Source organism: Pseudoalteromonas sp. SG43-3 (genome assembly GCF_014164385.1).
Lineage (GTDB): Bacteria > Pseudomonadota > Gammaproteobacteria > Enterobacterales > Alteromonadaceae > Pseudoalteromonas > Pseudoalteromonas distincta.
In genome coordinates, this window is record NZ_JACJFC010000014.1 from 37,821 (window position 1) to 64,160 (window position 26,340).

The 26,340-nt window shown below is 38.8% G+C and carries 22 protein-coding genes and 2 pseudogenes; 7 read left to right on the forward strand and 17 right to left on the reverse strand.

Going from position 1 to position 26,340, the window contains the following annotated elements; genetic code table 11:
• Positions 1–49 precede the first annotated feature (49 nt).
• The 4 genes from H5157_RS13605 to nirB all read right to left on the reverse strand — a co-directional run bounded on the left by H5157_RS13605 (position 50) and on the right by nirB (position 5,373).
• Positions 50–1,312 (reverse strand): nitrate- and nitrite sensing domain-containing protein, encoded by a 1,263-nt coding sequence (locus H5157_RS13605; RefSeq protein WP_182724875.1) that lies wholly within the window; start codon positions 1,310–1,312, stop codon positions 50–52.
• Between the two features lie 274 nt (positions 1,313–1,586).
• Positions 1,587–2,450 (reverse strand): uroporphyrinogen-III C-methyltransferase, encoded by an 864-nt coding sequence (gene cobA / locus H5157_RS13610; RefSeq protein WP_182695777.1) that lies wholly within the window; start codon positions 2,448–2,450, stop codon positions 1,587–1,589.
• A 9-nt stretch (positions 2,451–2,459) separates the two neighbouring features.
• On the reverse strand, positions 2,460–2,813 hold the full coding sequence (gene nirD / locus H5157_RS13615; protein WP_182693842.1) for a nitrite reductase small subunit NirD: 354 nt from the start codon (positions 2,811–2,813) through the stop codon (positions 2,460–2,462).
• Entirely contained in the window at positions 2,800–5,373 is a 2,574-nt protein-coding gene (gene nirB, locus H5157_RS13620; protein WP_182724876.1) for a nitrite reductase large subunit NirB, read from the reverse strand. The genes nirD and nirB overlap by 14 nt, the downstream gene beginning before the upstream one ends.
• A 394-nt stretch (positions 5,374–5,767) precedes the next feature.
• Here nirB and H5157_RS13625 point away from each other — a divergent pair, with 394 nt between their 5' ends.
• A complete protein-coding gene (locus H5157_RS13625) occupies positions 5,768–7,918 on the forward strand; it encodes a pyridoxamine 5'-phosphate oxidase family protein (RefSeq protein ID WP_182724877.1) in 2,151 nt (716 codons plus the stop codon).
• A gap of 86 nt (positions 7,919–8,004) precedes the next feature.
• Here the strand turns inward: H5157_RS13625 and H5157_RS13630 are convergent, their stop codons facing one another.
• The 3 genes from H5157_RS13630 to H5157_RS13640 all read right to left on the reverse strand — a co-directional run bounded on the left by H5157_RS13630 (position 8,005) and on the right by H5157_RS13640 (position 9,741).
• Entirely contained in the window at positions 8,005–8,412 is a 408-nt protein-coding gene (locus H5157_RS13630; RefSeq protein WP_024607825.1) for a type II toxin-antitoxin system death-on-curing family toxin, read from the reverse strand.
• Positions 8,412–8,582 carry a hypothetical protein gene (locus tag H5157_RS13635; RefSeq protein ID WP_007375222.1) on the reverse strand — a complete coding sequence of 57 codons (171 nt, stop codon included), beginning with the start codon at positions 8,580–8,582 and terminating at the stop codon, positions 8,412–8,414. Before H5157_RS13635 ends, H5157_RS13630 begins: the two co-directional genes overlap by 1 nt.
• 535 nt (positions 8,583–9,117) lie before the next feature.
• Positions 9,118–9,741 (reverse strand): glutathione S-transferase, encoded by a 624-nt coding sequence (locus H5157_RS13640; protein ID WP_182724878.1) that lies wholly within the window; start codon positions 9,739–9,741, stop codon positions 9,118–9,120.
• Positions 9,742–9,856: 115 nt separating this feature from the next.
• Here H5157_RS13640 and H5157_RS13645 point away from each other — a divergent pair, with 115 nt between their 5' ends.
• Complete coding sequence (locus tag H5157_RS13645; RefSeq protein ID WP_182724879.1) at positions 9,857–10,750, forward strand: LysR family transcriptional regulator; 894 nt, start codon at positions 9,857–9,859, stop codon at positions 10,748–10,750.
• A gap of 111 nt (positions 10,751–10,861) precedes the next feature.
• On the opposite strand, the gene H5157_RS13650 is transcribed toward H5157_RS13645, so the two are convergent.
• The 3 genes from H5157_RS13650 to H5157_RS20950 all read right to left on the reverse strand — a co-directional run bounded on the left by H5157_RS13650 (position 10,862) and on the right by H5157_RS20950 (position 13,854).
• Positions 10,862–11,713, reverse strand: a complete 852-nt coding sequence (locus tag H5157_RS13650) for a universal stress protein (RefSeq protein WP_182724880.1) — start codon at positions 11,711–11,713, stop codon at positions 10,862–10,864.
• 10 nt (positions 11,714–11,723) lie between these two features.
• A complete protein-coding gene (locus H5157_RS13655; protein ID WP_182724881.1) occupies positions 11,724–13,214 on the reverse strand; it encodes a SulP family inorganic anion transporter in 1,491 nt (496 codons plus the stop codon).
• Between the two features lie 271 nt (positions 13,215–13,485).
• On the reverse strand, positions 13,486–13,854 hold the full coding sequence (locus H5157_RS20950; RefSeq protein WP_310735799.1) for an NrtR DNA-binding winged helix domain-containing protein: 369 nt from the start codon (positions 13,852–13,854) through the stop codon (positions 13,486–13,488).
• A gap of 201 nt (positions 13,855–14,055) precedes the next feature.
• On the opposite strand from H5157_RS20950, the gene H5157_RS13665 reads away from it, so the two are divergent.
• On the forward strand, positions 14,056–14,376 hold the full coding sequence (locus H5157_RS13665; RefSeq protein WP_310736854.1) for a carbohydrate binding domain-containing protein: 321 nt from the start codon (positions 14,056–14,058) through the stop codon (positions 14,374–14,376).
• Positions 14,377–14,560: 184 nt separating this feature from the next.
• On the opposite strand, the gene H5157_RS13670 is transcribed toward H5157_RS13665, so the two are convergent.
• Complete coding sequence (locus H5157_RS13670) at positions 14,561–15,514, reverse strand: MBL fold metallo-hydrolase (RefSeq protein ID WP_182724882.1); 954 nt, start codon at positions 15,512–15,514, stop codon at positions 14,561–14,563.
• 266 nt (positions 15,515–15,780) lie between these two features.
• The gene (locus H5157_RS13675) at positions 15,781–16,125 is read right to left on the reverse strand and encodes a DoxX family protein (protein ID WP_259399362.1); all 345 of its coding nucleotides are present in this window, start codon (positions 16,123–16,125) and stop codon (positions 15,781–15,783) included.
• 164 nt (positions 16,126–16,289) lie between these two features.
• Here H5157_RS13675 and H5157_RS13680 point away from each other — a divergent pair, with 164 nt between their 5' ends.
• The gene (locus H5157_RS13680) at positions 16,290–17,177 is read left to right on the forward strand and encodes a LysR family transcriptional regulator (RefSeq protein ID WP_182720886.1); all 888 of its coding nucleotides are present in this window, start codon (positions 16,290–16,292) and stop codon (positions 17,175–17,177) included.
• Here the strand turns inward: H5157_RS13680 and H5157_RS21105 are convergent.
• The 4 genes and pseudogenes from H5157_RS21105 to H5157_RS13700 form a co-directional block, all read right to left on the reverse strand.
• Positions 17,088–17,357 (reverse strand): transaldolase family protein, encoded by a 270-nt coding sequence (locus tag H5157_RS21105; protein ID WP_371544056.1) that lies wholly within the window; start codon positions 17,355–17,357, stop codon positions 17,088–17,090. The genes H5157_RS13680 and H5157_RS21105 overlap by 90 nt on opposite strands.
• A 36-nt stretch (positions 17,358–17,393) precedes the next feature.
• A pseudogene (gene xylA / locus H5157_RS13690) lies at positions 17,394–18,410 on the reverse strand (xylose isomerase); the annotation flags it as partial.
• Between the two features lie 282 nt (positions 18,411–18,692).
• Complete coding sequence (locus H5157_RS13695) at positions 18,693–20,060, reverse strand: TrkH family potassium uptake protein (RefSeq protein ID WP_101163049.1); 1,368 nt, start codon at positions 20,058–20,060, stop codon at positions 18,693–18,695.
• Positions 20,057–20,716, reverse strand: coding sequence for a TrkA family potassium uptake protein (locus tag H5157_RS13700; protein WP_024596486.1), 660 nt, complete (start codon positions 20,714–20,716; stop codon positions 20,057–20,059). The genes H5157_RS13695 and H5157_RS13700 overlap by 4 nt, the downstream gene beginning before the upstream one ends.
• 182 nt (positions 20,717–20,898) lie before the next feature.
• On the opposite strand from H5157_RS13700, the gene H5157_RS13705 reads away from it, so the two are divergent.
• The 3 genes and pseudogenes from H5157_RS13705 to H5157_RS13720 all read left to right on the forward strand — a co-directional run bounded on the left by H5157_RS13705 (position 20,899) and on the right by H5157_RS13720 (position 24,344).
• Entirely contained in the window at positions 20,899–22,203 is a 1,305-nt protein-coding gene (locus tag H5157_RS13705; protein ID WP_182724883.1) for a DUF4118 domain-containing protein, read from the forward strand.
• Positions 22,196–22,864, forward strand: coding sequence for a response regulator (locus H5157_RS13710; RefSeq protein WP_154903778.1), 669 nt, complete (start codon positions 22,196–22,198; stop codon positions 22,862–22,864). The genes H5157_RS13705 and H5157_RS13710 overlap by 8 nt, the downstream gene beginning before the upstream one ends.
• A gap of 99 nt (positions 22,865–22,963) precedes the next feature.
• Positions 22,964–24,344: pseudogene (locus H5157_RS13720) on the forward strand (carboxylesterase/lipase family protein).
• A gap of 763 nt (positions 24,345–25,107) precedes the next feature.
• Here H5157_RS13720 and pobA read toward each other — a convergent pair.
• Entirely contained in the window at positions 25,108–26,316 is a 1,209-nt protein-coding gene (gene pobA / locus H5157_RS13730) for a 4-hydroxybenzoate 3-monooxygenase (protein ID WP_182724886.1), read from the reverse strand.
• Positions 26,317–26,340: the final 24 nt, after the last annotated feature.

Here is a 26,340-nt window from a genome sequence, read left to right on the forward strand (position 1 = left end):
GGGTAGTGGTATTACTAAAGATCAACATGCCCAAGTAAAAACAGCATATTTAATCGCTCATTTGTACAATTGTTTGCGCTACGCTAAATAAGGTTTTATGCGTATCCATTGCTTGTTTTTGTAGCTGTTTATGGGCTTGCTCTTCGGTGAGTTTTAACTGCTCAATAAGTATGTACTTGGCTTGGTGAATTACCTTTTGCTCACTAATAACTTTTTTAGCGTCAAGTAACGCTTGGTTTATTTGTTTTATATGCTGGCTTTGCTCGATAATTAAATCATACATAGTTTTATTACTGTTGAGCTTATCGGCCGCTATATTTTGGTTTACTTCTGGCTCTGGTTGCTTAATGGCTAATTGGCCAAAAGTAGGGGCTATGTGTTGCTCTGCCATATTGTTAAGTACTTGCTTATTTGTATTTAAACTACGTTGAGCACAGGCTATTTGCATTGCTGCGGTATCAATTAATTGATCTGCTATATTTTGTTCAATTTTGTGCATTATATCTATGCGCGTAGTGGTTACTTCGTACCATACTTCGCTTAGTTGCGAGAGCGGTTGAGCATTCTCGTCATCGAGTTTTTGCAGTAAACTTCTAAGTTGGTCTACCTGATTATTAACCTGATGTGTTGTTAGTGTGGCAAAGCATTTTAAAAGGTGCGCATCGGCGTACTCATTAAAAAAGTCAAAGCTGTGGTTTTGCTCTTGTACGAAATGCGCGAGTTGTTGTTTTTGCTCAGTGGTAAATTTACTCGCTGCAAATGCTTGTGCACCACAGGCGCGCTCTTGTCCTGCATACTCTTTACCTTGCATAAAGTTAAAAAAGGCAACTAACAAACGCGTTATTTTAGGATCGCTTGCGCCATCTGCTGCCTCTAAAATAATATTGAGTAAACTAGCAATTAACTGCGTGAACGACTGCGTAGCATGCACTGCACTAATGTTTTGTTGTGCTATTTGATTGCGTAGTTCGGGCAATGCGTCAAGTGTTTGCAGGCTATAGGTAATTAAATTAAATAACCGAGTATGACCAGTATCGGCGTTGTCGTTTATAAATGTTTGTTTAAGAGAATCATAAAATGCAGTTTGTGCGCTGCTGCTTAAAGGGATTTGTTCTTGTAATTGGGTTTTAAATCGCTCGCGATTTGAGGCTAAAAAGATATTACTCATTGCACGTTCTTTTTGTAACTGATGTACAAAATCGCCTAACTTAGTAAGCGAGGCACAACTGTTTTGTAATTGCTTTAGCGCGTGTATTTCTTGATACTTAGCCGCTAATAAAAACTGTTTTGTGAGAGGGTTGCTTGTCGCCATTGGTATTATTCCACACTTTTTTGTTTTTAAAATGCAACCACTGTTCCAATCATTAATAAATTTCATCATTGAATTTAAAATCAAGCTAATACAATTGCTTAAAGTATTATTTTTATTTGTCACTGTGTTTCTATAATTTAACTTGCCATTACTTTTAACTTATTTGGTGCATTTAAGTATGTTATTGCACACAACTTGAACCCAAATTAAAAACAAAAAAAGCGCCTACTCCTGGGGAGGTAGTAAGCGCGAAAAGTGCATTATTCATTTTACGTCATGCGTTAACATTTACACTGTTTAGTAACTCAGGACTAATAGCCATTTTATGATTTATTACTTCACCAATCATAATTAGGGTAGGGCCTTGAAGGTTGTGTTTAGCATGCTCATTTACTATTTTCTCAAGCGTACTGGTAATTACTTTTTGCTTAGTAGTAGTGGCATTCTCTATTAGTGCGATGGGTGTATTACTTGGCCAGCCCACTGATTGCAAACCGCAGCTTAGCGTTTGTAAGCGCGAAAGCCCCATATAAACCACTAAAGTGGGGTTGTTGTTTGCAGGCATAAACGCGTAATTTTGCCAATGAGGTTGCTTGTTAGGATCGGCAAACTGCGCTGTTAAAAATGTAACACTACGCGCTACATCGCGTGCAGTGAGCGGAATACCCGTATAAGCGGACGTAGCACAAGCCGTTGTCACACCCGGAACAATAGCAAAATTAATATTATGCTCACTAAGCGCATCGGCTTCTTCGTTAATACGTGCAAATATACTCGGATCGCCGCCTTTTAAACGCACTACGTTTAAGCCTTGTTGTGCGTATTTAACCAGTAGTTCGCAAATGTTAGCTTGGGTCATCGAATGTTTACCCGCACGTTTACCTACAAATACTCGCTGTGCTTTTTTAGGAAGCGTTTTTAATAAATCATCGCTTACTAACCAATCGTATAAAACAACATCGGCGGTATTAATTAAACGCTGCGCTTTTACTGTAATTAGCTCTGCGTCTCCTGGGCCCGCACCAATTATATAAACGTTGCCGCTTTTGACGCTGCGACTATTTGAGCTTGTTAGCTTAGTAACAAGCTTATTTAGCCACACGTTTTCAATACCCGAAAAATAAGACAGTACACTCATACTATTCCCCTAAGCCACTGCTGTTGTAACTTTTGGTTCAGCGCTTATAAATACACTGCCGTCTTCAATTTTTGCATTAAAAACCGGTAGGTGTATTGCTTCTGCTTCTAAACATTCGCCTGTTTCTAGGCAAAAGTGTTGCTTATATAAAGGCGATGCGACAACTAATTTATTGTCGACTGAGCCAATAATGCCACGCGACAATACATTGGCTTTGCCAATCGGGTCGTAGTTGCTAATGGCAAACACAGCCGTTGGATTTTGTGGAATGTAAAAAATAGCCACTTGCTGATTATTAACTAATGCGCATACGCCGCTATTAGCGACTAGGTTGTCGATTGTTCCAATATTATGCCAAGACATCAGCTTGCTCCTGTTCAACTTCCATTACTGGAATACGGTTTTGTGTATTACGTTGCTCACGTTTTTCGGCTTCTGTAGCAGGGCGAATTTGGTTACGCTCTTGCACAAACAAAATGTTGTCGTCGGTTTCGGGGCTATTAACAAACTGGCGGAATCGTTTGGCAGCATCTGGGCTTTCAATCGCTTTTTTCCATTCACACGCGTAGGTTTGTGTAATTAATTCCATTTGCGCTTCTAGCTCGTCGCAAATGCCTAAGCTGTCGTCAATTACTACGCTTTTAAGGTAGTCTAAACCGCCTTCAAGGTTTTCCATCCATACCGACGTACGCTGCAATTTGTCAGCCGTTTTAATGTAAAACATAATTACGCGGTCAATGTATTTAATCAGTGTTGGTGTGTCTAAATCGGTCGCAAATAAATCAGCATGGCGAGGGCGCATACCGCCATTACCACACACGTATAAGTTCCAGCCGTTTTCGGTGGCTATAATGCCAATATCTTTACTTTGTGCTTCGGCGCATTCGCGGGTACAACCCGATACCGCCATTTTAAATTTATGCGGTGCACGTAACCCTTTGTAGCGGTTTTCAATTTCAATTGCGTGTCCAACGCTGTCTTGCACACCATAACGACACCACGTACTACCTACACACGATTTAACGGTTCTGAGTGACTTACCATAGGCATGACCGGTCTCAAATCCGGCTTCTATAAGTCGCTCCCAAATAACAGGAAGCTCTTCTAAGCGCGCACCAAATAAATCAATACGTTGACCGCCAGTTACTTTGCAGTACAGGTTAAAGTCTTTGGCTACTTGTCCAATTACAATGAGTTTGTCGGGCGTTATTTCGCCGCCAGCAATACGCGGTACCACAGAGTACGAGCCATCTTTTTGCATATTTGCTAGGTACGTATCGTTAGTGTCTTGTAAGCCAACATGAGCGGGCTCTAAAATGAAGTCGTTCCATGTTGAAGCTAAAATAGAGGCAATGGCAGGTTTACATATTTCACAGCCATGACCGCTACCGTGTTTAGTTAGTAAGTCATCAAAGCTTTTAATGCTTTCTACTTTTACCATGTGCAGTAGTTCTTGGCGTGAATACGCAAAGTGCTCACATACATGGTTGTTTACTTCAACTCCACGACTTGCTAATTCGTTATCAACAACTGATTTTAATAATGCCGCACAACCACCACAGCCGCTTGCTGCTTTAGTGCATGATTTTACCGAGGCTAAATCGCATGAGCCGCCATCAATTGCACCTACAATGTCACTTTTACTCACATTGTGACACGAACAAATAGTGGCGGTGTCGGGTAGGGCACTGCCAGATAACGAGGGCGCGCCGCCGCTATCTGGTAAAATTAAACACTCAGGGTTTTCTGGTAAGTCCATATCGTTAAGCATGTACTGCAATAAAGTATCGTAATCGCTGGTATCGCCAACAAGTACAGCGCCCAGTAATTTATCGCCTTTTTCACTTAGTATTATTTTTTTATAACAGCCGCGAATAGCGTCTTGGTATATAAGTTCTTTACAGTCTGGCGTTTTTGCATGAGCGTCGCCAATTGAGCCTACTTCTACGCCTAATAACTTAAGTTTGGTGCTCATGTCAGCACCTAAAAACTCAAGCTCGCCACCACTTAATTGACTCGCTGCAACGCGCGCCATGTTGTAACCCGGTGCAACTAAACCAAATAATTTTTTGTCCCACAGGGCACATTCACCAATGGCTAAAATATCAGGATCTGACGTTTGGCATTGGTTATTAATAATAATACCGCCGCGTTCACCAAGCTCTAAATCAGCAATTTTACCTAGCTGATCATACGGGCGAATACCGGCAGAGAACAAAATTAGGTCTGTTTCTAAAAATGACTCATCCGAAAAATTTAATCTAAAGCGACTGGTTTCGCCTTTTACTATTTCACTGGTTGCCTTTGATGTGTGTACCGTTACGCCAAGTTCTTCTATTTTATTTTTTAGAAGCGTACCGCCTTGTCCATCAAGCTGAACAGCCATAAGCTGCGGTGCAAATTCAACTACGTGGGTATCAAGTCCTAGTTGCTTAATCGCATTTGCGGCTTCAAGCCCTAACAAACCACCGCCAATAACTACACCACTTTTACTTACAGCTGCACTGGCTTTTATTTGTTCTAAATCTTCTAATGTGCGATACACCAAACAATGGGGTTGGTCGTTACCTTTTATAGGCGGCACAAACGGAAATGAACCTGTCGCGAGTACAAGTTTGTCGTACGGGTATTGCTCACCAGTTAGCGTGGTTACTATTTTTGCTGTTCTATCAATGCCTTCAACCCACTGGCTGGTATGCACATTAATATTAAGTTGTTTGTAGTTGTCGTGAGTTGTTAGTGCTAAATCGGCGGCTGTTTTGCCATCAAATACACTTGATAAGTACACGCGATCGTATGCAAGATTTGCTTCTCCGCAAAGTACGGTAATGTCTGCGTTGGCATCGCTTTGGCGCATTTGCTCAACAAAGTGGTGTCCGACCATACCATTACCAATAATGAGTATTTTTTGCGAGGTTTGCATATGGCATTCCTTAAAGTGACGGTTTAAATACAAATAACAAAAAAGCCCGCCACAAATACGCATTATGCATAATTGTGTGCGGGCTTCTTTGCCGATGGTTGCTAATAGCTATAGTGCCAACAACCTAAATTTTTGCCGTAAGTAAAACGGGCTTGTTAATAGAGTGTTTGCAAAAACATAGCCAGTTTTTTAAGTTATTGTTTAAATAGTATTTAATATGTTTTTAGAGTGAATGAAAAACTCGTTTTGACATATGTTGGTGCGCGCCTGGCACTAAGAGGGTGCAAGTATTGTCATTGTTTTGTGCATTATCAGTCAATAAAACACCCATTATCATTCATTGAGTATTGGGTTAAATTTAGCCCATGAAATACGCACACGAATTACAAGCAAAATGATAAACACAAACTCAATAGATACTTCCCCTTTTCACGAAGGCGAGCTGGGAATACAAGACAAACTCGGTAAACGAGAAATAATGGCAACATTTGGCAAACGTGCTGTGCGCTCATTTATGCCAGAGCAGCATCAAGCCTTTTTCGAGCAGTTACCATTTGTGGTTGCTGGCAGTGTTGATGAAAACGCTGATCCGTGGGTATCTATTGTTTCAGGACAGCCTGGCTTTTTAAGCTCACCCACACCCACATCGTTATTAATGACCCACGCGGTTGATAAAAACGACCCCTTACATAACACGTTAAATATTGCCGGCTCGCCAATTGGTTTGTTAGGCATTGAGCTAAACACGCGTAGGCGTAACCGTTTAAATGTGCGCGTAGGTGAGGTAATTAGTGATAATAAAGTGAGTTTTAATGTTGATCAATCCTTTGGAAATTGCCCGCAGTATATTCAAACGCGCGATTTAGTGTTCAACACAGACCCTTTACTTAAAAGTAATGGGGTACAAAAAGTTGAATTTAATACACTTGATAACGCAGCTAGTGCGTTAATTGACACCACCGATACATTTTTTGTTTCAAGCTTTATAACCGCAAAAAACAACCCAAAAATTGAAGGTGTTGATGTTTCTCACCGTGGTGGGTTGCCGGGCTTTGTAAAGCGCGAAGGTAACACATTAACGACTCCTGATTACGCAGGTAACAATTTTTTTAATACCTTGGGTAACTTTTTATTAAACCCAAAAGCAGGTTTGTTATTTCCTGATTTTGACACGGGTAATGTATTAATGGTTACCGGCAGCGTTGAAATTTTATGGGACGGGCATCCAGATTTACAAGGCTTTATTGGCGCAGACCGAGGCTGGAAATTTACCCTCATTAAAGGGCTATGGCTTAAAAACTTACTTCCGTTTAGTGCTAAATTTGATGCTTATTCCCCTAACACTAAAATGACGGGCACGTGGCTTGAGGCTGATAAAAACAAACAAGCCGAAAAACTAAAACATACTTGGCAGCCTTTAAAAGTAACCAAAATAACGAAAGAAAGTGATGTAATTACTTCCTTTTATTTAGAAGGGCATAACAATACAACCTTGTTACCGTTTAAAGCTGGGCAGCACTTAACCGTACAAATACCAAGTAAAAATAGTAGCAATAACAGTAATAGCAAACCTGTTATTAGAACCTACACCGTGTCATCGAGCCCTCATGAGAAATTTTATCGGTTATCGATTAAAAAAGAACTCAGTGGCCAGGTGTCTAACCACTTTCATGATGAGGTAAACGTAGGGGATGTTATTTTAGCTAAATACCCACAAGGGCAGTTTTTTATTGACCCTACTAGTACCAAGCCTGCGGTACTCATTGGTGGCGGAATAGGCATTACACCTATGATCTCAATGGCTAAACACATTGCCAATGAAGGGTTAAGAACCCGCTATACACGCCCCCTGCATATTTTCCACAGTGCTAAAAATAAACAGCAGCGTGCTTTTTATAACGAGTTAAAAGCACTAGCAGATACGAGCGGCGGGGCAATTGATTACTACTCACTTTTATCGCAGTCTGAGCTTAATGAAAAACAAGACGACATTTTTGATTTAAAAGATAATAGCTTTAATTTAAAAGATCAGAGCTTTGATTTAAAAGGGCGTATAAATGCGGATGTGTTTAGGTATTATTTACCACTTGATGATTACGAGTTCTTTTTATGCGGACCGCAAGCGTTTATGCAGCACGTATATAACGAGCTGTTATTACTCGGTGTGCAGGACAAAAACATATTTGCTGAAGTATTTGGACCCTCCAGTATTAAGCGCAAAGTACTTAACACAAGCGAAGCGCCTAATAAAACCAAAGAGATTAGTGTTGAGGAAGCAGACAACACTGTAATTAAATTTAGTAAATCGGGCTTTGAACAGCGCTGGAATAAAGGCGACAACACTATACTTAATGTAGCCGAAGCTCATGGTTTAGAACCTGAGTTTGGTTGTCGAAACGGCAGCTGCGGCACTTGTGCCATAAAAATAAATGCAGGCGCTGTGGTTTATCGAGATAACGTAAGTTACCCGATAGAGCCGGAGCTGGCGCTGATTTGCTGCGCCGTACCGGCTAAAGGCGTTGATGAACTTGATTTAGAGCTGTAGGTTAAAATCGCACTTGAGGTGTAAAAATTCGCGAAGCCCAAAATGGAATTAATACTGTTTTAGTTAATGCCTATTTAGCTATCCGATTATGTATTTTTATTGGTAGGGTTTTCTTGAAAATACTGTGCATACAATACATCAGCAAAATCATTTTCACTAATTTCGCCGATAACTAAATCTTTTACAGCATCAGCTATTAAATCGTTATCGCTAATTAATTCGTATTCATTTAATGACAAATACTCTAGACCAACAACTAGCCCTGTTCGTTTATTTGCGTCAGGTAATGCATGTGCTATAGCTATACTTGCTGTATATTTAGCTGCTATTTCAAATACATCATCCAATCCATCATAGATAATTGCATTATCTATTCGCCCTAAAGCACCCTGTAATTTAGGAATGTCGACAGAACCTTTCATACCGGGTTCACTTTCTAAAATAAAAGCATTAATTTCAATAACCCTTTCAAATGGAAAGCAAATTATTTCCATTACATATGAGCCAATTTAGTAAATGTTTTTCTGTGCGTTCTTATCGCTAGTTTAGCTTCAGATTTTACAATTTGCTTACCTGATTCCCCAGATAAATCTAAAATTTTAGTTGCTTTAATCTTAGGTCTAGCAACTGCTGAAACGCCGTAAGCTTCTACTTTTTTATTCATCACAATCACCTTTTGATAACGTATTAAGTTGAGTATACATCTATATTATGAAAGAGAACATGGCAAGATTGTAGAATAACTCTAACAGCGAAAATTAATTAAAAAATGAGCTTATGAAATAATCTCTAAGTTTTTAAACATGTAAATAGTACATTTGAAACTTATAAAAAAAGCACGATGACTTCTTTTAAAACAGTAGCAAGCTTTTATCACTGGGCAAGTAAACCTATTTTTGTTTCAGGCATTGTGACACCGCCATACATTTTGCGAAGGTCTGAGTGCTCCCCCATATTTATTCCTACCGCCAAATTTTAGATATCTTCTAACTGCTCTATCAAAAAGAATTCCCCTTATTTTCACATGAAATTTCTCACAGAATTATTCGCATAGATTTGTATCAACTAATTGAATTAATAGTTGTCTGCCAGTCAAAACGTCGGCCTTTTAACTTACACTAAATTTCAGATTTCGCTTAAACAAGCACAAAAAAGAGGCTTAATAGCCTCTTAAAAAATAGTATTAAAAACTTAAAACACTAAGCCAACAAACCTGCTTTTGTTTCAGGCATTGCTATAAAACCATCAAGCTTACGAAAGTTGTTTAACCATCTTAAAATATTTGGGTATTGCTCAAGTGATACGCCGCCCTCTGGTGCGTGTGCTATGTACGAAAAGTTGGCAATGTCGGCAATGGTTGGCTGAGTACCTACTAAGTATTCGCGGTTTTGCAAGTACGCATCCATTGTTTTAAATAATGTGTGGGCAATGTTTATCGCGTTTTGATGATCAAGCTCTGCGCCAAATACAGTGACTAAACGCGCCGAACACGGACCTGAAGCCACAAGTCCTGCAGCAACACTCAACCAGCGCTGAATGTGCGCTTGAACAGTAATATCTTCTGGGTACCAGGTTCTGTTAGCATCAAATTTTTGTGCTAAGTACACTAAAATAGCGTTTGAATCGTTAATAATGTCGTCGTTGTTTTTAAGTACCGGTACTTGTCCAAAAATATTCATTTTTAGAAAGTCATCGTGCTTTTGTGCGCCGTCTTGCAGTGCAACATCAACCATATTTACATCAAGCTTTAAAAGCGATGTAAATAGCTCTGCACGATGAGAATGACCAGATAAAGTAAAACGATATAGCGTTAAGTTGCTCATGGGTTGTCCTGTTTTTAATTTGAATAGTGATTTTTAATAACGCTATTCTTTCACTATTATCAGTTTTGAAAAACCGAGCTAGTAAGGAATAAATGTCAATGCTATATTGACAATCATGGATACTATTATTGGCATTAAAACAATCATCGCGGTTGTTGAAACAGGCTCTTTTACAGCCGCAGGCGACAGACTAGGGCTTTCAAAGGCGCTGGTTAGTAAATATGTGGGCATTGTAGAGCAAGACTTAGGGGTTAGATTATTTAATCGTTCCACGCGCAGAATTTCGATTACCGAGGCGGGGCAAAGTTATTACGCAAGCGTAGTGCCGGTAATTGAAAGCTATAGCGAAATGCTCGATAACTTATCGGGTCAAACAGCCCTTGCCAGCGGCAAGCTTCGGGTGAGTGCGCCGGTGTCGTTTGGCGAATCAAACCTTGCGCCGTTAATGCCTGAGTTACTAAGCCGATACCCTGATTTAAGTATTGATTTAGTGCTTTCAGACAAAACAATTGATTTGCTTGAAGAGGGGGTTGATTTAGCAATAAGAATTGGCAGTGTGTCTGACTCTAATTTAATTGCGCGGCAAATTACCAGTTATCCTTTAATTTTATGTGCATCAGCCGATTATATTCAGCGTTTTGGCGCACCAGCGAGTGTTGACGAGCTTGAACAACACGCCACGGTGATTGATAGCAACTTTAAAATAGGTCGCCATTGGCCTCTAGTTTCACCTAGTGGCGAGGCATTAACGGCAAATGTAAACTCGCGTGTTTCGGTTAATAATCCACAAGCTGTAAAAGAGGTGGTTGTAGCGGGTGGCGGTATTGGTTTAATCCCTGAAATAGTGGTGAGAGACGATATTACATCGGGCAAGCTTGTGCAGGTTATGCCGGATTATAAAACCTTTGAGTTTGGTTTATTTGCTATTTATCCGCATAGAAAGTTTGTGGCTCAAAAGGTTACATCGTTTATTCAGTTTTTATTTGAAAAGTTTGAAGCTAAAAAGTAAAGCCACTCTAAACCTTACTTTAAATTTAAAACTAAAACCCAACCTAAGCCAAAAACAAAAAAGCCTAAAATCAGTTAAGTGATTTTAGGCTTTTTGGTGCAGGTATTAAATTTATTTTAAAATAACCACAGGCACATCGCTGTTCTCGAGCATTTTAATGGTGTTACTGCCCACAAAAAACTGCCTTAGTTTAGAGTGCCCAAATGCACCCATTACAATTAGTTCTACATTATTTTGTTCTTTATATTGCATTAACGAGTCGAAAATATTGCCCTCTAAAAAGCTTGCCGACACTTCGAAGTCCACACTGATAAGCTTGTGCTGTGCATTAACAAATTTTTCTTCGAGGTCTTTTTCGTTGTTTTTAATACTCACCAAATGACAATGCAAGCCATGTAGCAATCCGCCATCAATCACTTGTTGTAGCGCTTTGTCGGCTGTTTCGCGGCCGTCGTACGCAATCATAAATGATTTAGGTTGTTTAAATGTTTCAGGAATAAGCAAAATAGGTTGTGTTGCATTACGCACTAAGGTTTCTATATGTGAGCCCAGCACCGCGAAGCTATTACTATGTCCAGCACCATTTTGGCCAATAACAATAAGGCGTGTATCGTCTTTTAAGTCTATAACGGTATCGAGCAAATCACCGTGGCGCTTAATTAGTTCAAAATTAGTAACACCTGCCGATTTAGCATGCTCACTTACTGAATTTAATAATTCGTCAGCCATTTTTAAACTTACTTTGCAGCGTTGTTCGTCAAGCTTAGTCATTTCATCAAGAAGTGTTGACTGTGCACCAAGCCCAATACTACCAGAGTAGTCGCCGATATTAGTTTGCTGCGTTTTTTCAATTGTATGCACAAAGCTAATTGGTTTATTTAGCTTTTTTGAAGCCCAAATAGCAGCATCGGTTACATTTTTAGTAATGGCTGAGCCATCTACATAGGTAATTATTTTAGTCATTGCATTCTCCTTAATGTCCGCCAAGTAGTTTTTCGACTTCTTCAGGGTTGTTATGCACACCAAATTTATCAATTACAGTTTCGGTTGCGCTATTCATACCAATAATACTAACCGTTGCGCCTTCACGCCTAAATTTAATAACCACCTTGTCGAGTGACGATACACCAGTTATATCCCAAAAATGTGCATGGGTTAAATCAATTACCACGTTAGAAACCGCATTTTTAAAATCGAACGATGCAATAAATTGCTCAGCTGAGGCAAAAAATACTTGGCCAACGACTTCATAGGTTATTTTATCGTTGCTTTCATCATGCTTGGTTTTAACCACCATAAAGCGACCAATTTTATTGGCAAAAAACAACGTAGCTAACAACACACCAACTAAAACGCCAATGGCTAGGTTATGCGTGGCAACAACCACAATAACGGTGGAAATCATCACAACATTTGATGAAAGCGGGTTCTTTCTTAAATCCTTAACAGATGTCCACGAAAACGTACCAATCGATACCATAATCATTACCGCAACTAATGCTGCCATAGGAATTAAACGCAGCCATTCATCTAAAAACACCACCATGATGATTAAAAATGAGCCTGCAATAAAGGTAGAAAGCCTGCCGCGACCACCCGATTTAACATTAATAATTGATTGCCCAATCATAGCGCAACCCGCCATACCACCAAATAAGCCTGCGCCAATATTAGCAATACCTTGGCCCTTACATTCTTTATTACGATCGCTCGTTGTATCAGTTAAGTCATCAACAATAGTGGCGGTCATCATTGACTCAAGTAAGCCCACAACAGCAAGACCAATTGAATACGGTAAAACAATTTGCAGTGTTTCGAGTGTTAGGGGGACATCGGGCCATAAAAATATAGGTAGAGTGTCTGGTAGTTCGCCCATGTCGCCAACGGTTCTTATATCAAGACCCAAAAATATTGAAACCAGTGTAATAACAACAATACACACTAAAGGAGAGGGAAGTATTTTGCCAATAGTTGGAATATACGGAAATAAGTAAATAATACCTAAGCCCGCTGCGGTCATCGCATAAACATGCCAAGTAACATTAGTCAGCTCAGGTAACTGCGCCATAAATATTAAAATCGCCAGCGCATTTACAAACCCTGTTACAACAGAGCGCGATACAAAGCGCATTAATTCACCGAGCTTTAAAAAGCCTGCAAATATTTGTAGTACACCAGTGAGTAAGGTAGCAACCAGTAAGTATTCCAAACCATGGTCTTTAACCAGCGTTACCATTAACAGTGCCATTGCACCGGTAGCCGCCGATATCATGCCAGGACGTCCGCCTACAAAGGCAATAATAACCGCAATACAAAATGAGGCGTATAAACCTACTTTTGGATCAACACCGGCAATAATAGAAAAGGCAATCGCTTCAGGTATTAGGGCAAGCGCCACAACAATACCAGCAAGCACATCGCCACGAACATTAGAGAGCCAATCTCTTTTTACGTGATCAAACATGTAATAAACCTAATTAGTTAGTTTCCCAAAGTATAGGGGAGTATTTTATTTAAATAACAGTGATTCTCGCGCAGGCGGCGATTAAGGTTGCACGTAACGTGCTGATGAAAAAGGGGAGTGGTTGCCTAGGGCGGCGTAAGTTTCAAGAAAAAAGCTCCTTTTGATTAGTTTATATTAATAATGCGGACGAATTATAAACATCACATATATATTAGCAATATGTTATTTGGCCTTAAAGACCAAACATTAATTTAATTATGCATTTGCTTATTTAAAACTCAAATGTAAAACCAAACTCTCTTAGTTTTTCGTATACGTTTATATCAAAACGGTACAAAGTAGCAGCTCGGTGAGCTACGTTGGTTTGTTTTTCTTTGCAGTTTATTAGTAAGTTCATTTTTTGGAACTTACGTCTAAAGTTAGGCTTATCGAGTGATTTATTTAAAATCGACTCGTAAATTCCTTGTAGCTCAAGCAAGGTAAACTTTTCAGGGAGCAGGCTAAAACCAATCGGCTCGTGCCTTACTTTATAGCGTAAGTAATCTAAGCCACTTTTTAAAATGTCGGCGTGGTCAAACATTAAAGGGAGAACGTTATTTACATCAAACCATTCACATTCTAAAGCATTGTCGCCGCTCACAAGATTGGTTTCTTCAAAGCGTACGAGCGAATAGTAAACAATGGTTATAATACGTCTAGCAGGGTAGCGGTCAACGTTACCAAACGCACCTAACTGATCTAAATAAAGGTTTTCAACACCGGTCGTACTTTTAACAACACGCAGAGCTGCTAACTAATGGTGACTTTGAAGCCGGTCTTGATTCATGGCAATCACGAGGCAGTGCTACTATTTCACTTGAAACAACCCAAGCTCACAGCGGGCAAAACCTATAATGTATCTGCGTGGGTTAAGTTATCTGACGATAACACAGCGGTATCGCCAGGAATTAAACTTACACTGCAAATTGAGCATGCGAGCACTGAATACCTCGAGCTAACCACTGTTACAAACGTAGTTGCAGGCGATTGGGTAAAGCTTTCGGGCACTTATACCCATTCAATAACAACCGAGGAAAGTGCGGCTTTACTTTATGTGGAGTCAAACGAACTGACTGCTGATTTTCATGCAGACGACGTATCGGTCATTTTGGTAGAACAATAAACCAAACTAAAAGTAATTAACCCCACATTTGATAGTCTGTATTTTTATACAGACTATCAAATGTGGGGTTTCATAAAAAGAAGTGCACTATGCTTTTATATTAGTAATGAGTATCGCTTTAAAGCGACATATACCGTCATTATAAATACATTAGCACGATAACGCCGGTGCGTGAAAAGCTATATTAGTTTGACTCAAATGACGAAAGTTTCTTTTGAACGTTATTTCGCAATACATCGTCTATGTACTCATTAAATGCCTTATTACCGGTTATCACGGGGTTTCGTTGATCAGATTTACGATTTTTTAATGTATTAATTTGATTAATTAGATCATGTGAAAACGGGTGGTTTGAGATACTTCCATCAACATCGTTTTTGTTTGCAATTTTTTGAAAATAATTTAAAGAGTGCAAATAAGTTTGATTTGCTTCTTTAGTATCCGGTAAACCGGTACCTCCCCAAAGTGCAACTGTATGAGGTATGCCATTATCTGTAACAGGTATTATCAAAGACAACCCACCAGGCGTATGTCCTGGTGTAGCAAGTACAGTTAAATTAGTTTTACCTAAACTTATTTTTTCGCCATCGATAACTTGGGTGTAAGTGCTAGGTAATGGTATTTCGGTAGAAAAGTTACCGAAAGGATCAGTTAATACAGGTGCATTTGGATTATGGATGTAGTCCCACTCATTTTTTCTCATTAAAATTTTAGCGCCATAATGTGATTCAAAGTAGTGAGCGCCGCCATAATGGTCGCTGTGGCCGTGAGTAACTATCACGTATTTAATATCTTCAGGATTTAAGCCTAACTCTTTTAGTCCAGGAACAATCACATGTTTGGCATCGTGCGGGGTCCACATGGTATCGATTAAAATAATGCCCTCAGTTGTAGTGATAACAAAAGTACCTACGCTGACATATCCTACAAAATAAAGGTTATCAAATAGCTGAGTGGGTTCAATAACAGTGGTATTGAACAAATCACTAGAGGTTAGCGAGGAAGGTAATTTATTTAATCTAGTACTTATTTTATCTTCACTCAATTTTGTAATATTACCGTTATTTGATGTTGTGCAGCCGCTCAGTAAGTAAGTTATTACTGTAATCGAGAAAATGCCTAAAAATGTTTTTTTCATATTTTACACCTTAGTTAATTAGGCATATTAAAAGCCCAAGTAATAAACTTTAGTACGTCGTATATTTAATTATTAAATACAGGGTATGAACTCAAAATTAAAATTTAATGGATAAAACAACCTTAGCCTTTGTTTGTTTAGAGATCGAGTTTGTTATCTTTATCCTAAATGAGAGATGCGAAAGCATTAGTCATTTTGTAAAAGAGGGTTTGAATAACGATAGAAGCGAATATATCGTTATTCATTGTATTGAAAATAGCTCTAGGTTACTTACTATCTAAGGCGTTTATATCATTGAGTCGGTTAATTATGATATTAATTAATAAAGCACATAAAATAACGGCAGGTATTGCATTGGCAACACTGTCGTAAACTACATGAAAAAATGTTGCACCAGCCATAATAACTAACAAACCACTTGCAGCTAAAATGCTTAGTTTTTTGATCCAAATAGCAATAGCACCCGCAAGTTCACTTGCACCAATAAAATAGCCAAACCAAGCAGGTAAACCCATAAGAGCAAAAGATAAGTGCATTTGCTCAACTCCTGCTAGTTTTGCAGAGCCTGCAGCTATAAAGGCAAGTGTTGTTAATCCTAGTGATGTATACATAAAAATTCTTTTTACTTTTGTGCTCATGTTATTCCCAACTTTAATAAGAGTGGTTTAAGCAGATGCTTAGCTTTTGACGTTAGAATAATCACAGTTCTTATTAATTAATATTGAATGTTTTTTTATAAGATATAAACTTTAGCTTTACATGTTTGGCGTAAATTATGAAATTAGAACAGCTTAGTATGTTTGTTACTGTTGCTCAGGTTGGATCATTGAGTGAAGCAAGTGCTCTTTTACACAAAACTCAACCAGCTATAAGCCAAGGCATTAAGCAACTAGAAAATACCCTTAACTTTGCCTTATTTAGTCGTAATGGTTATCGGTTAGAGCTTACCAGTGCAGGAAAAACTATGTTTCATAAGGCTATGAAATTGCTAGATGATGCAGCACAACTTAAACAAGTTGCACACCACATAGCACAGGGGAACGAGGTAAGTATAACGATTGCAATTGAAGCATCATTTAATTTAAAGGGTATTTTACCATTACTAAAAAATATGCAAAATCAGTTCCCTGAAACTCAAATAATAATCAGGCAAGAGTACATAACAGGTGCAATTGAAGCCTTACTTGATGGCGGTGCCGATCTGTGTATAACACCAACAATGGAATTTTCTGCACAAGAAGAGAAAATTGAAAAGCATTTGTTAAATAGCGGCTCATTAATCAATGTAGCTTCCCCTTTGTTGTTAAAGCGAAATCCAAACCTAAGGCAAGCCACTGATTTGTTGAACGAATACCAAATAATTGTGCAGGACTCAGGCACTGGTTCAAAAAACATAGAGTGGGGTGTTCAGCAAGGTCAGCGACGATGGTATGTAAATGACTTTCCAACTAAAAAAATGCTTATCGAAAGTGCAATGGGTTGGGGCAAATTACCAGGTTATTTAGCTGATGAAGGTATTGCAAATAATACTCTGAAAATGCTGTCACTTAGTGATGTGCAAAATATAACGCCTCTAAAATATTACATTATTAAGAAAAGGGGAGAAGTGTTGGGGCCTGTAGCAGAGGCTGTGTGGGAGCAATTTAAAAACTATCAGATATAACAATCTTATATATGTGAAAAACTTATTTAAGTGTTTATATTGAGGTAATTTTGCAGCTTGTAAAATTAACGAAGGATTGGTTGTTGCATCAACCGGTTGTAGGGCTTTGATTGACTCTACATCGCCACTGTCGGCAACGACCGTGGTTACTTTTTTGAGTTGTTCTAACAAGTTCATAATGATGTACGCCTCGGCTTTAAAACCGAGGAGATGTCCTTATACGTAGCGGTTAACAATATTCTCAAGCAGCTCTTGTCGGCCAGAAACTTGCTTAGGATAGATGTCGTTTTCGTGTACTAACGCAGCAAGGCTCTCAAGTGATTGTTCACCTTTTAAAATGCTTTGGCCTAGGTCTTCTTTCCAACCTGCGTAACGTTTTTCTACAAAGTCAGAAAGCTCGCCGCCTTCAATCATTGCTGCTGCATTGAGTAATGCTTTTGCCATCGTATCCATACCACCAATGTGACCGATGAATAAATCATCGCGTTCACACGATTGACGACGAAGTTTAGTATCAAAGTTAAAGCCACCGGTTGTAAAACCGCCATTCTTTAAAATTTCGTAAACGACAAGTGTTCACTCAGCTACATCGTTAGGGAATTGATCTGTATCCCATCCGTTTTGCATATCACCACGGTTAGCATCAATACTACCCATAATACCTTTAGCGCAAGCAACGGCAATTTCGTGGTGGAAGCTATGACCTGCAAGTGTTGCGTGGTTTGCTTCAATGTTTACTTTAATTTCGTCTTGTAAGCCGTGCTTGTGTAAAAAGCCTGCAACCGTTGCTGTATCGTAATCGTACTGGTGCTTAGTTGGCTCTTGTGGTTTTGGCTCAATTAATAATGTGCCTTTAAAACCAATTTTTTTCTTGTGTTCTACAACCATTTTCAAAAAGCGTGCGTACTGCTCGCTTTCTTGCGCAAGATCTGTATTTAGTAGTGTGTCGTAACCTTCACGACCACCCCAAAGTATGTAGTTTTCGCCGCCTAAACGATGCGTAATTTCCATTGCATGTTTAACTTGCGCTGCTGCATATGCATACGTATTAGGATTAGGGTTTGTTGCACCACCGGCACAAAAACGTTTGTTTGAGAACAAGTTAGCAGTACCCCACAGTGGCTTTACACCAGTGCGCTGCATTTCTTTTTAGATAATGTTAGTTATGTGCGTTACGTAATCGAGGCTTTCTTGTAGTGTTTTGCCTTCAGGGGCAATATCAACATCATGAAAAATATTTGTATTTAAGTTTTTACACGAAACCAAAGGCAAAGAGCTTGAACAAATGAAAGGGTAAATATTACCCCTTTAATAAGCGCCAAAACTATTGTAATAGTTTGGCGCTTATTTTATTTATTTTCATACCTATAATGAAAAAGAGTGCTTATATTCATCTTTATTTTTCTATAAAAGACTCCTAATAGATAAAGTTATATTTAGGAGTCATTAATTTTCTAACTTGCACCGCAATAGTACCTTACATAAATTATGCTGGCTAAGTGGCCTTAATAATAGTTACCCTATTTGTATGGTTGTTTTAGCAAATTTAAGAGGTTGTAATTTAGGTTTTGCAAAACAATAAGCAAATGTCAGTGGACCTACTCTGCCAATCAGCATAAGTAAAATTATTATTAGCTGGCTTGGCATACTTAAATTACTAGTAAAATCACGAGATAACCCTACAGTGCTCAATGCCGAAATTACTTCAAAAGTAATATCTAAAAGAGACGCTTGCTCGATTTTACTCATAATCATGATGCTTAAAAAAGCCGTAAATAAGTATAAAATTACAACACTCAATGCTTTTATCACAAGTTTGTCGCTTAGCTCTCTGTTAAATATGGTTACCTGTGGTTTTTGGCGTAAATAACTATACATAGCAAGTAGTAAAATAACAAAAGTTCCTATTTTAATGCCGCTTGCTGTACTTACCGAACCGCCACCTATTACCATTAATAACAATGTAAGCAATGTCGAGTCGGAACTGAGCTGGCTAATAGGTAAAGTATTAAAGCCTGCAGTACGTGGTGTAACTGCTTGAAACCAAGCAGCAATTACTTGCTCGTTAATAGGTAGGTTGGCAAGTGTGGCTGGATTTGAATATTCAAATAAAAAAATAAGCAAAAATGCACTGCAATTTATTACAGCACTTGCAATTAATACAATACGTGTATTAGTTGCTAATTTATGCCAGCGACGTTGTTGATATATATCTATTAAAACGGTAAACCCTAAGCCACCGATTATAAATAATGCACTGATAATAAGATTAACAGATACATCACTTTTAAAAGCCATTAAGCTATTACTGTCGAGTGCAAACCCGGCATTGTTAAAAGCCGAAATAGTATAAAATAGACTTTGATAGGCGCTACCCGCAATACCATAGTCATCTACCCAGCTAATAAAAAGTAAGCAAAATGCTATAGTCTGAATTATTAGCGAGTAAGTTATTACACATCTAGCCACATGGATCACTCCATTTAAATCGCTTGTATCGAATGCTTGGCTTGCAAGTAAACGTTGTTTTAATCCTAAGTTTTTACCAATACTTAAAAATGAAATAACGGCTACGGTCATAAAGCCGATTCCTCCAATTTGAATAAGTACCATAACAACACATTGCCCAAATGTGGTTAGCGCAGTACCTGTATCAATAACAACTAAGCCTGTAACTGTAACCGCAGAGGATGCAGTAAAAAAAGCTTGAATAAAGCTAAGCGATTCAACACTTGCAAAAGGTAATAGTAATAAGCAAGTGCCTAAAATAATGAGAGCAAAAAAACCAGCAGTTAAAATTAAAGGGGGGTTAACAGGCCTTTTGAAATTTTTTAAACGGCGATTAAATTGCTTTGGAAGTACGTGTGCTTGCCAGTTAATCATAAAGCTTTAAACCGTTTAGTGAGTTTTGTTAGGTAATGTTTAGAGCCCAGTAATACAAGGCTATCACCATGGCGTAACTCGGTGTCGAGTGTTAGGTCTGTATTGAAATTATCATCTCGGCGTAAGGTGAGCGGTTTTATATCTGAGTTACGCTCTTTTAGAAGCCAGCCAATATTGCGCCCTGATAAATGTAAATCTATGGCAAGCTCAACAATAAATGTAGATTGTGTAAGCGCAAAGTACTGGTTAACCATAGGGTAGTTAAGTGCATGTGCTACTCTGATCCCCATTTCTTCTTCGGGGTGAATAATACGAGATACGCCAAGTTTACTTAAAATTTGATGGTGACTTTTAGAGCACGCCTTAACCCATATTTGTTTAACACCAAGGTTTTTTAAATGCAGCACGCATAAAATACTCGCTTCTATGTTTTCACCAATTGCAACTAATACAGCTTGGCAGCTGGTTAAGTCGAGTCGAGCAAGCTGTGTTTCATCACTAGCATCTAAAATGACAGTGTAATTTAACTGATTAGCAAACGTGTTAATGGTGCTTTCGCTTATATCGGCTGCGCAAACGTGATGCCCCTGATTAGCAAGCTCAAGCGAGGCGGTAACACCAAAACTACCTAATCCAATTACTGCAAACTGTGCCATGTGCGTTCCTATTTAAAAAATACTACATAGCAAAGACTATGGAATTTTAAAAAAGAGTCACCCCATATCAATTAAGCTTTATAAACATTTAACACTACAGCCAAAAATCTTTATAAAAACTTTATACACAACGTATTAAAAAGCAGTAACCTATAAAAAGAGAATTTTATGGGAGTGCACAAATGGGTATTAATAAATGGCTTAAGCCGCTTTTATTAACAACAATTGCGCCTATTTTTATTGTGCTGGCTATTTTTCCAGTTCGAGAGTGGCTAACGACCACCGACATTGTGATGTTGCAATTACTTTGGGTAGCATGGGTTGCGGTGCGTCAAAATGCCGCCTTAGCGGGGATTACAACGTTAGTTAGTGTGGCATGTACCGACTGGTTTTTTGTACTGCCGTACTTTACATTTCATATCGAAAAAATTGAATACTTAGTCACTTTTACTGTCATGCTTATAGTTGGCTTGATGATAAGCAAATTGGCGGGCGAGCTAAGTAAAAACGTTCGTGATACCCAGTTACATGCCAGCAATACACGATGTTTATATGAGTTAGCTAAGGCGCTTAATGGGCTTGATGATATAAACGCTCAGCGCCAAGTATTTACAATATCGATTAAAAACCATCTAGGTATTACACTTCGTTGGAACAATAATACAATGGATAATGGAGAGTACTTTAATATCGAACAAAACACACAATGGGGCGGCTTTATTGCAGATGCCGAACTTAGTCCTGAAAACCGTGCATTTATAGATACGGCACTGTCTTTGTTGTTTCAGGTCCACGAAAACTCAAATCTTAGAAACCAGTCGGCATCGATGAAAGTACAAGCAGAGTTAGAACGTGCTAAAAATGCATTGCTGCGTAGTTTATCTCATGATCTACGCACGCCTTTGGCTACTATTATGGGCTCATCAAGCATGTTAGCTGACGAAAATATTGAGCTGAGTAAGGCATCAATTACAGAACAAGCAAAAAATATTTATGAGCAAAGTGAAATCTTAAATCAGCATTTTAATAAAGTGATGGAGCTTAGCCGGGTAAATAAAATAGGAGAGCAGCTAGCATGGCAAGCTATAAACGTACATACACTTATTACTGAGGCTAAAGCACGCAGGCAGCAGCAATTAAGTGGTTTTAACTTAGCGTTAGTCTTTGATAAAGCCACTTGTTGTATAGGTGATATAACACTTTTAGAAATCGCGCTTGCGAATATATTCGAAAACGCGGCACGTTACGGTGATGGAGCGGCGACAGTGGACTTTAATACTGAGCGAATTGCTAATATAACACACTATAAAATAGCCGTAAGCAATCTCATAGTTACTCATCCAAGCAGTTCGGATGAAGGAGTTGGGCTTGGTAGCGTAATTTGCGATGTAGTTGCTCAGTTTCATCAAGGCGAATTTGTATTAGCTATTGATGAGCTGACCCAAGTAGCCACAGCAATACTTAGCTGGAGTGCAAAGAATGATTAATGTATTGGTGCTAGAAGACTCACCTGCATTGCAAAGTTTTTTAAAAACATTACTAGGTGCCAGTGGCTATAACGTATCAATTAGTGCGAAAGGGCTTGATGGTTTTTCATTAATGAGTGAGCAAAGCTTTGACTTAGTGTTACTTGATTTGGGATTGCTTGATATGGATGGACAAGCTTGGTTACTTGAAGTACGACAATGGAGCCAAATACCAATATTAGTGCTTTCGGCTCGCGATGGCGAGGTGGAAAAGGTTACAGCCCTTGATAATGGGGCAAACGATTATATAACCAAACCTTTTAGTGCAAACGAACTTCTGGCAAGAATGCGTGTGCTACTAAGAGTAAATACACAGCCGAGTTTGGCACTGCAATGCGGTAGCATCATTATAGATCCGCATAAGCACACAGTTACGCTTAACAGTAGCGATGTAAAGCTCACTAATAAAGAATATAAAATTTTGCTTATGTTATTTCAAAATAAAGATAAAGTGCTTACTCATAATGCTATTTTAAGTCAGGTATGGGGGGAGCAATACATTAATAGACCTGAGTATATTCGTGTACATGTAGCGCAACTAAGACAAAAGCTTGAGGTAAACCCTGCAAGCCCTATTCATATCTTAACTGAGCCAGCGGTAGGTTATAGATTAGTTGGGTAGGCACTAAAAAATTATCGTCCTAAATTTAGCTATTTAGGACGATAAAGTTACACGTTTTTACGCTGGCAGGGACCTAAAAGTGCGACTCAGTGGCGAGACGTGCTTGATGCAACTCAATATGCCCCTGACTGTATGCAAACCACATTTCCTGGTGATTCGGCGCCCCTAAAAGGCTCATTGAGTGAAGACTGCCTTTACTTAAATATGGGCACCAGCACAAGATATCACCCAAAAGCGCCCAGTTATGGTGTGGATACACGCTGGAGGCTTTGTCAATGGTGGTTCGTCAGCGGCTATTTATAGTGGTCAGTCGTTTGCCGAATCGGGCGTTGTATTTGTTAGTTTTAACTACAGTTTAGGGCGTTTTGGTTTCTTTGCTCATCCTGGGTTGAGTGAACAAAGCAAAAATACACCGCTTGGAAATTACGGCTTAATGGATCAAATCGCGGCCCTAAAATGGGTTAAAAATAACATTACCCATTTTGGTGGAGACGCTGATAATGTAACACTTTTTGGTGAGTCAGCTGGTGGTCGCTCGGTGAATTTTCATATGTTATCGCCCCAATCTAAAGGGCTTTTTCACAAAGCGATTGTGCAATCAGGGGGTGGTAGAAGTGATTCGACAGAGACGGTCGTATACTTAAATAAAAAAGGCACTAAAGGTAACCCTTCAGCGGAGGATGCTGGCATTCAATTTGCTAGAAGTGTGGGAATTAATACCAATGATATAAAAGCACTCGCAAAACTACGTGCTTTACCTGCAGAAAAGGTATTGAGCGGTTTGAATATGATGAACGCAAATACGCCTACTTACAGCGGGCCTATGATTGACTCATCTATTGTATTAACAAGTGACGAGGAGGGGTTTGCTCAAGCTCTACAAACAAAAGTTCCACTTTTTATTGGCAGTACGGATTTTGAGTGGGGATTTTTAAAAGACTATAATCCGCAAGGAGCTATTGCAATAGCCACAGAAACGCTCAAATCAGTGAACAATAGAGTACAGTTTACTAAAGCGTATGCGCCATTTGTGCTAGCTAAAAATGGGGAGTAAAATTATCCACTGCTAGGCTCTATGATATTCGGTGATAAGCGTTTTGTAGAACCTGCGCGCTATATTGCAAGCAAAGCGAGTATGAGTGAACAGCCTACATGGCTTTATCGTTTTAATTACGTCCCTAGCCACTTAAAAGGCAAAGTTGATGGCGCATACCATGCCACTGAAATACCTTTTGTATTTAATACACTTGCGCAAAATCCGTTAACATCGCAAAACGATTTTAAAATTGCCAGTGCAATGCACGCTGCATGGGTAAGGTTTGCTAAATACAGCAACCCGTCACCTAAGCAAGGCATTGCTTGGCCTAATTACAATGCTAAAGATAATAGAATAATTGAATTTAACGAGAACGGAAGTGAGGTAAAACAAGACCCACTTGAGAATCGCTTAAATGAGATAACCAATCTAATTAGGCAATAAACATTTATAGAGCCCGTATATATACGGGCTTTTATTGGCATAAATATTAAATTTTCATAACTAAAATTTATATTTTTAGAGCGTGTTGATATGTGTTTATTAAAAAATTAAACAAAGCATGTTTAGTGCATTTTAAGCATGATATTAGATTTTAATGTATTAACCATTTGGTCCGTCTGTTAGGCTGATTCAGTATGCTAAAAGCTGCATATGTGCCATTTAAATTAAACTCAAATACCACACAATAGCATTAAATCAAGGCGCAAACCCTGACCAAAGCGTTGCTGTTTACTTTTTAATTATTACGAAAAATTTCATTGATTCAGTAAAATTGCAGCTAGGTAAGCCGTATTTATTGGGTAGCAGACATGGCCTTAACGATTCAAATACATAGCTTATAGCTTAAAAGGAAAAGTTTAGGAGGCATATTATACAATTTGAATTCAATTGTTTTGATTCTGTGAAAGTTAAATTTCAGCAGCAAATCACCTCCAGATAAAATGTTGCCACTGAAATGTATGTTGCTTGGGTTAAATTTGTTACATATGGCAACCCATCACCTTATTTTACTCAAAATTTGCCACTACTTTCAGCGATAAAGAATGAAATTATTGAATTTAATCAGTTTTGGTAAGCTATCAAAAACGATCAGATAGTTAAGCGTTTAAACGATATAACTAAGTTAGTTAACTAATCGTATATATTAATAAATAAAGCCCATGTTACTAATATCATATGAGCTTATTATTTTAAGGGAACTTGTTTAAATTTTCTCGTATGGCATTCCCACATATTGGATTGCTATTACTTTTTTACCTTCTTCATAATTTAGATGAAAATCAAGTTCGGATGCCATGAATCGTTCAAGCGTTTTAGTCTCGTTTTCATTCATGTTGTCATCATCGTATTCATGCAGCATGTTTGACATCCACCATGAGAATCGCTCGGCGTGCCATACTCTTTTTAATGCTATTTCGGAGTATTTGGCTACCGCATCAGGTTCCTCACCATTGTATGTCTTATCTAGCAATTTGCTGAGGGTGGATACATCAGATGCTGCCAGATTAAGACCTTTAGCGCCTGTAGGTGGTACAATGTGAGCGGCATCGCCAACTAAAAATAAGCGTCCATCTTGCATTGGTTCACATACAAAGCTACGCAGAGGGGCAATACTTTTTTCAATGCTGGGGCCGGTAATCAGCATCTCAGCTACGTCTTCAGGTAAGCGTTTTTTAAGCTCAGTCCAAAATTCATCATCAGACCAATCTTCAATTTTATCAGTTAATGGCACCTGTAAATAATAACGTGAACGGGTTGAAGAGCGCATACTAGCTAAAGCAAAGCCTCGTTTAGTTTTACAGTAAATAAGCTCATCAGCAACGGGGGGAGTATCGCTAAGTAACCCAAGCCAGCCAAAAGGATAAATACGTTCAAATTCGTTACGTTTTTCTTTAGGGATAGATTGTCGAGAAACGCCATGAAAGCCATCGCATCCAGCAATATAATCACAGTCTAATTTATATTCAATACCATTTTGTGTAAACGTTACAAATGGGGAGTTCGAACTTTGCTCATGAATGGCAACATCACTAGACTCATAATAAGTCGTTGCCCCTATGTTTTGGCGCGCTTGCATTAAATCACGGGTAACTTCTGTTTGCCCGTAACACATAACGGTGCTGCCATTTGTAAGTGCCTTTATATCGATTCGATGACGTTGACCATAATGTGCTATTTCAAAGCCATCGTGAATGTGGCCTTCCTTTTTCATTCGCTCATCTACACCAGCTTCTGCTAGTAGACTCACTAATCCTTGTTCTAAAATACCTGCACGAATACGACCTAAAATATATTCGCCTGATGCGCGCTCTATAATTATGTTATCGATCCCCTTTTTAGCTAGAAGTTGACCGAGTAACAATCCAGAGGGTCCAGCGCCAATGATTGCTATTTTAGTTTTTAATGATTGCATTTTTATACTCGTTGAAAACATCGT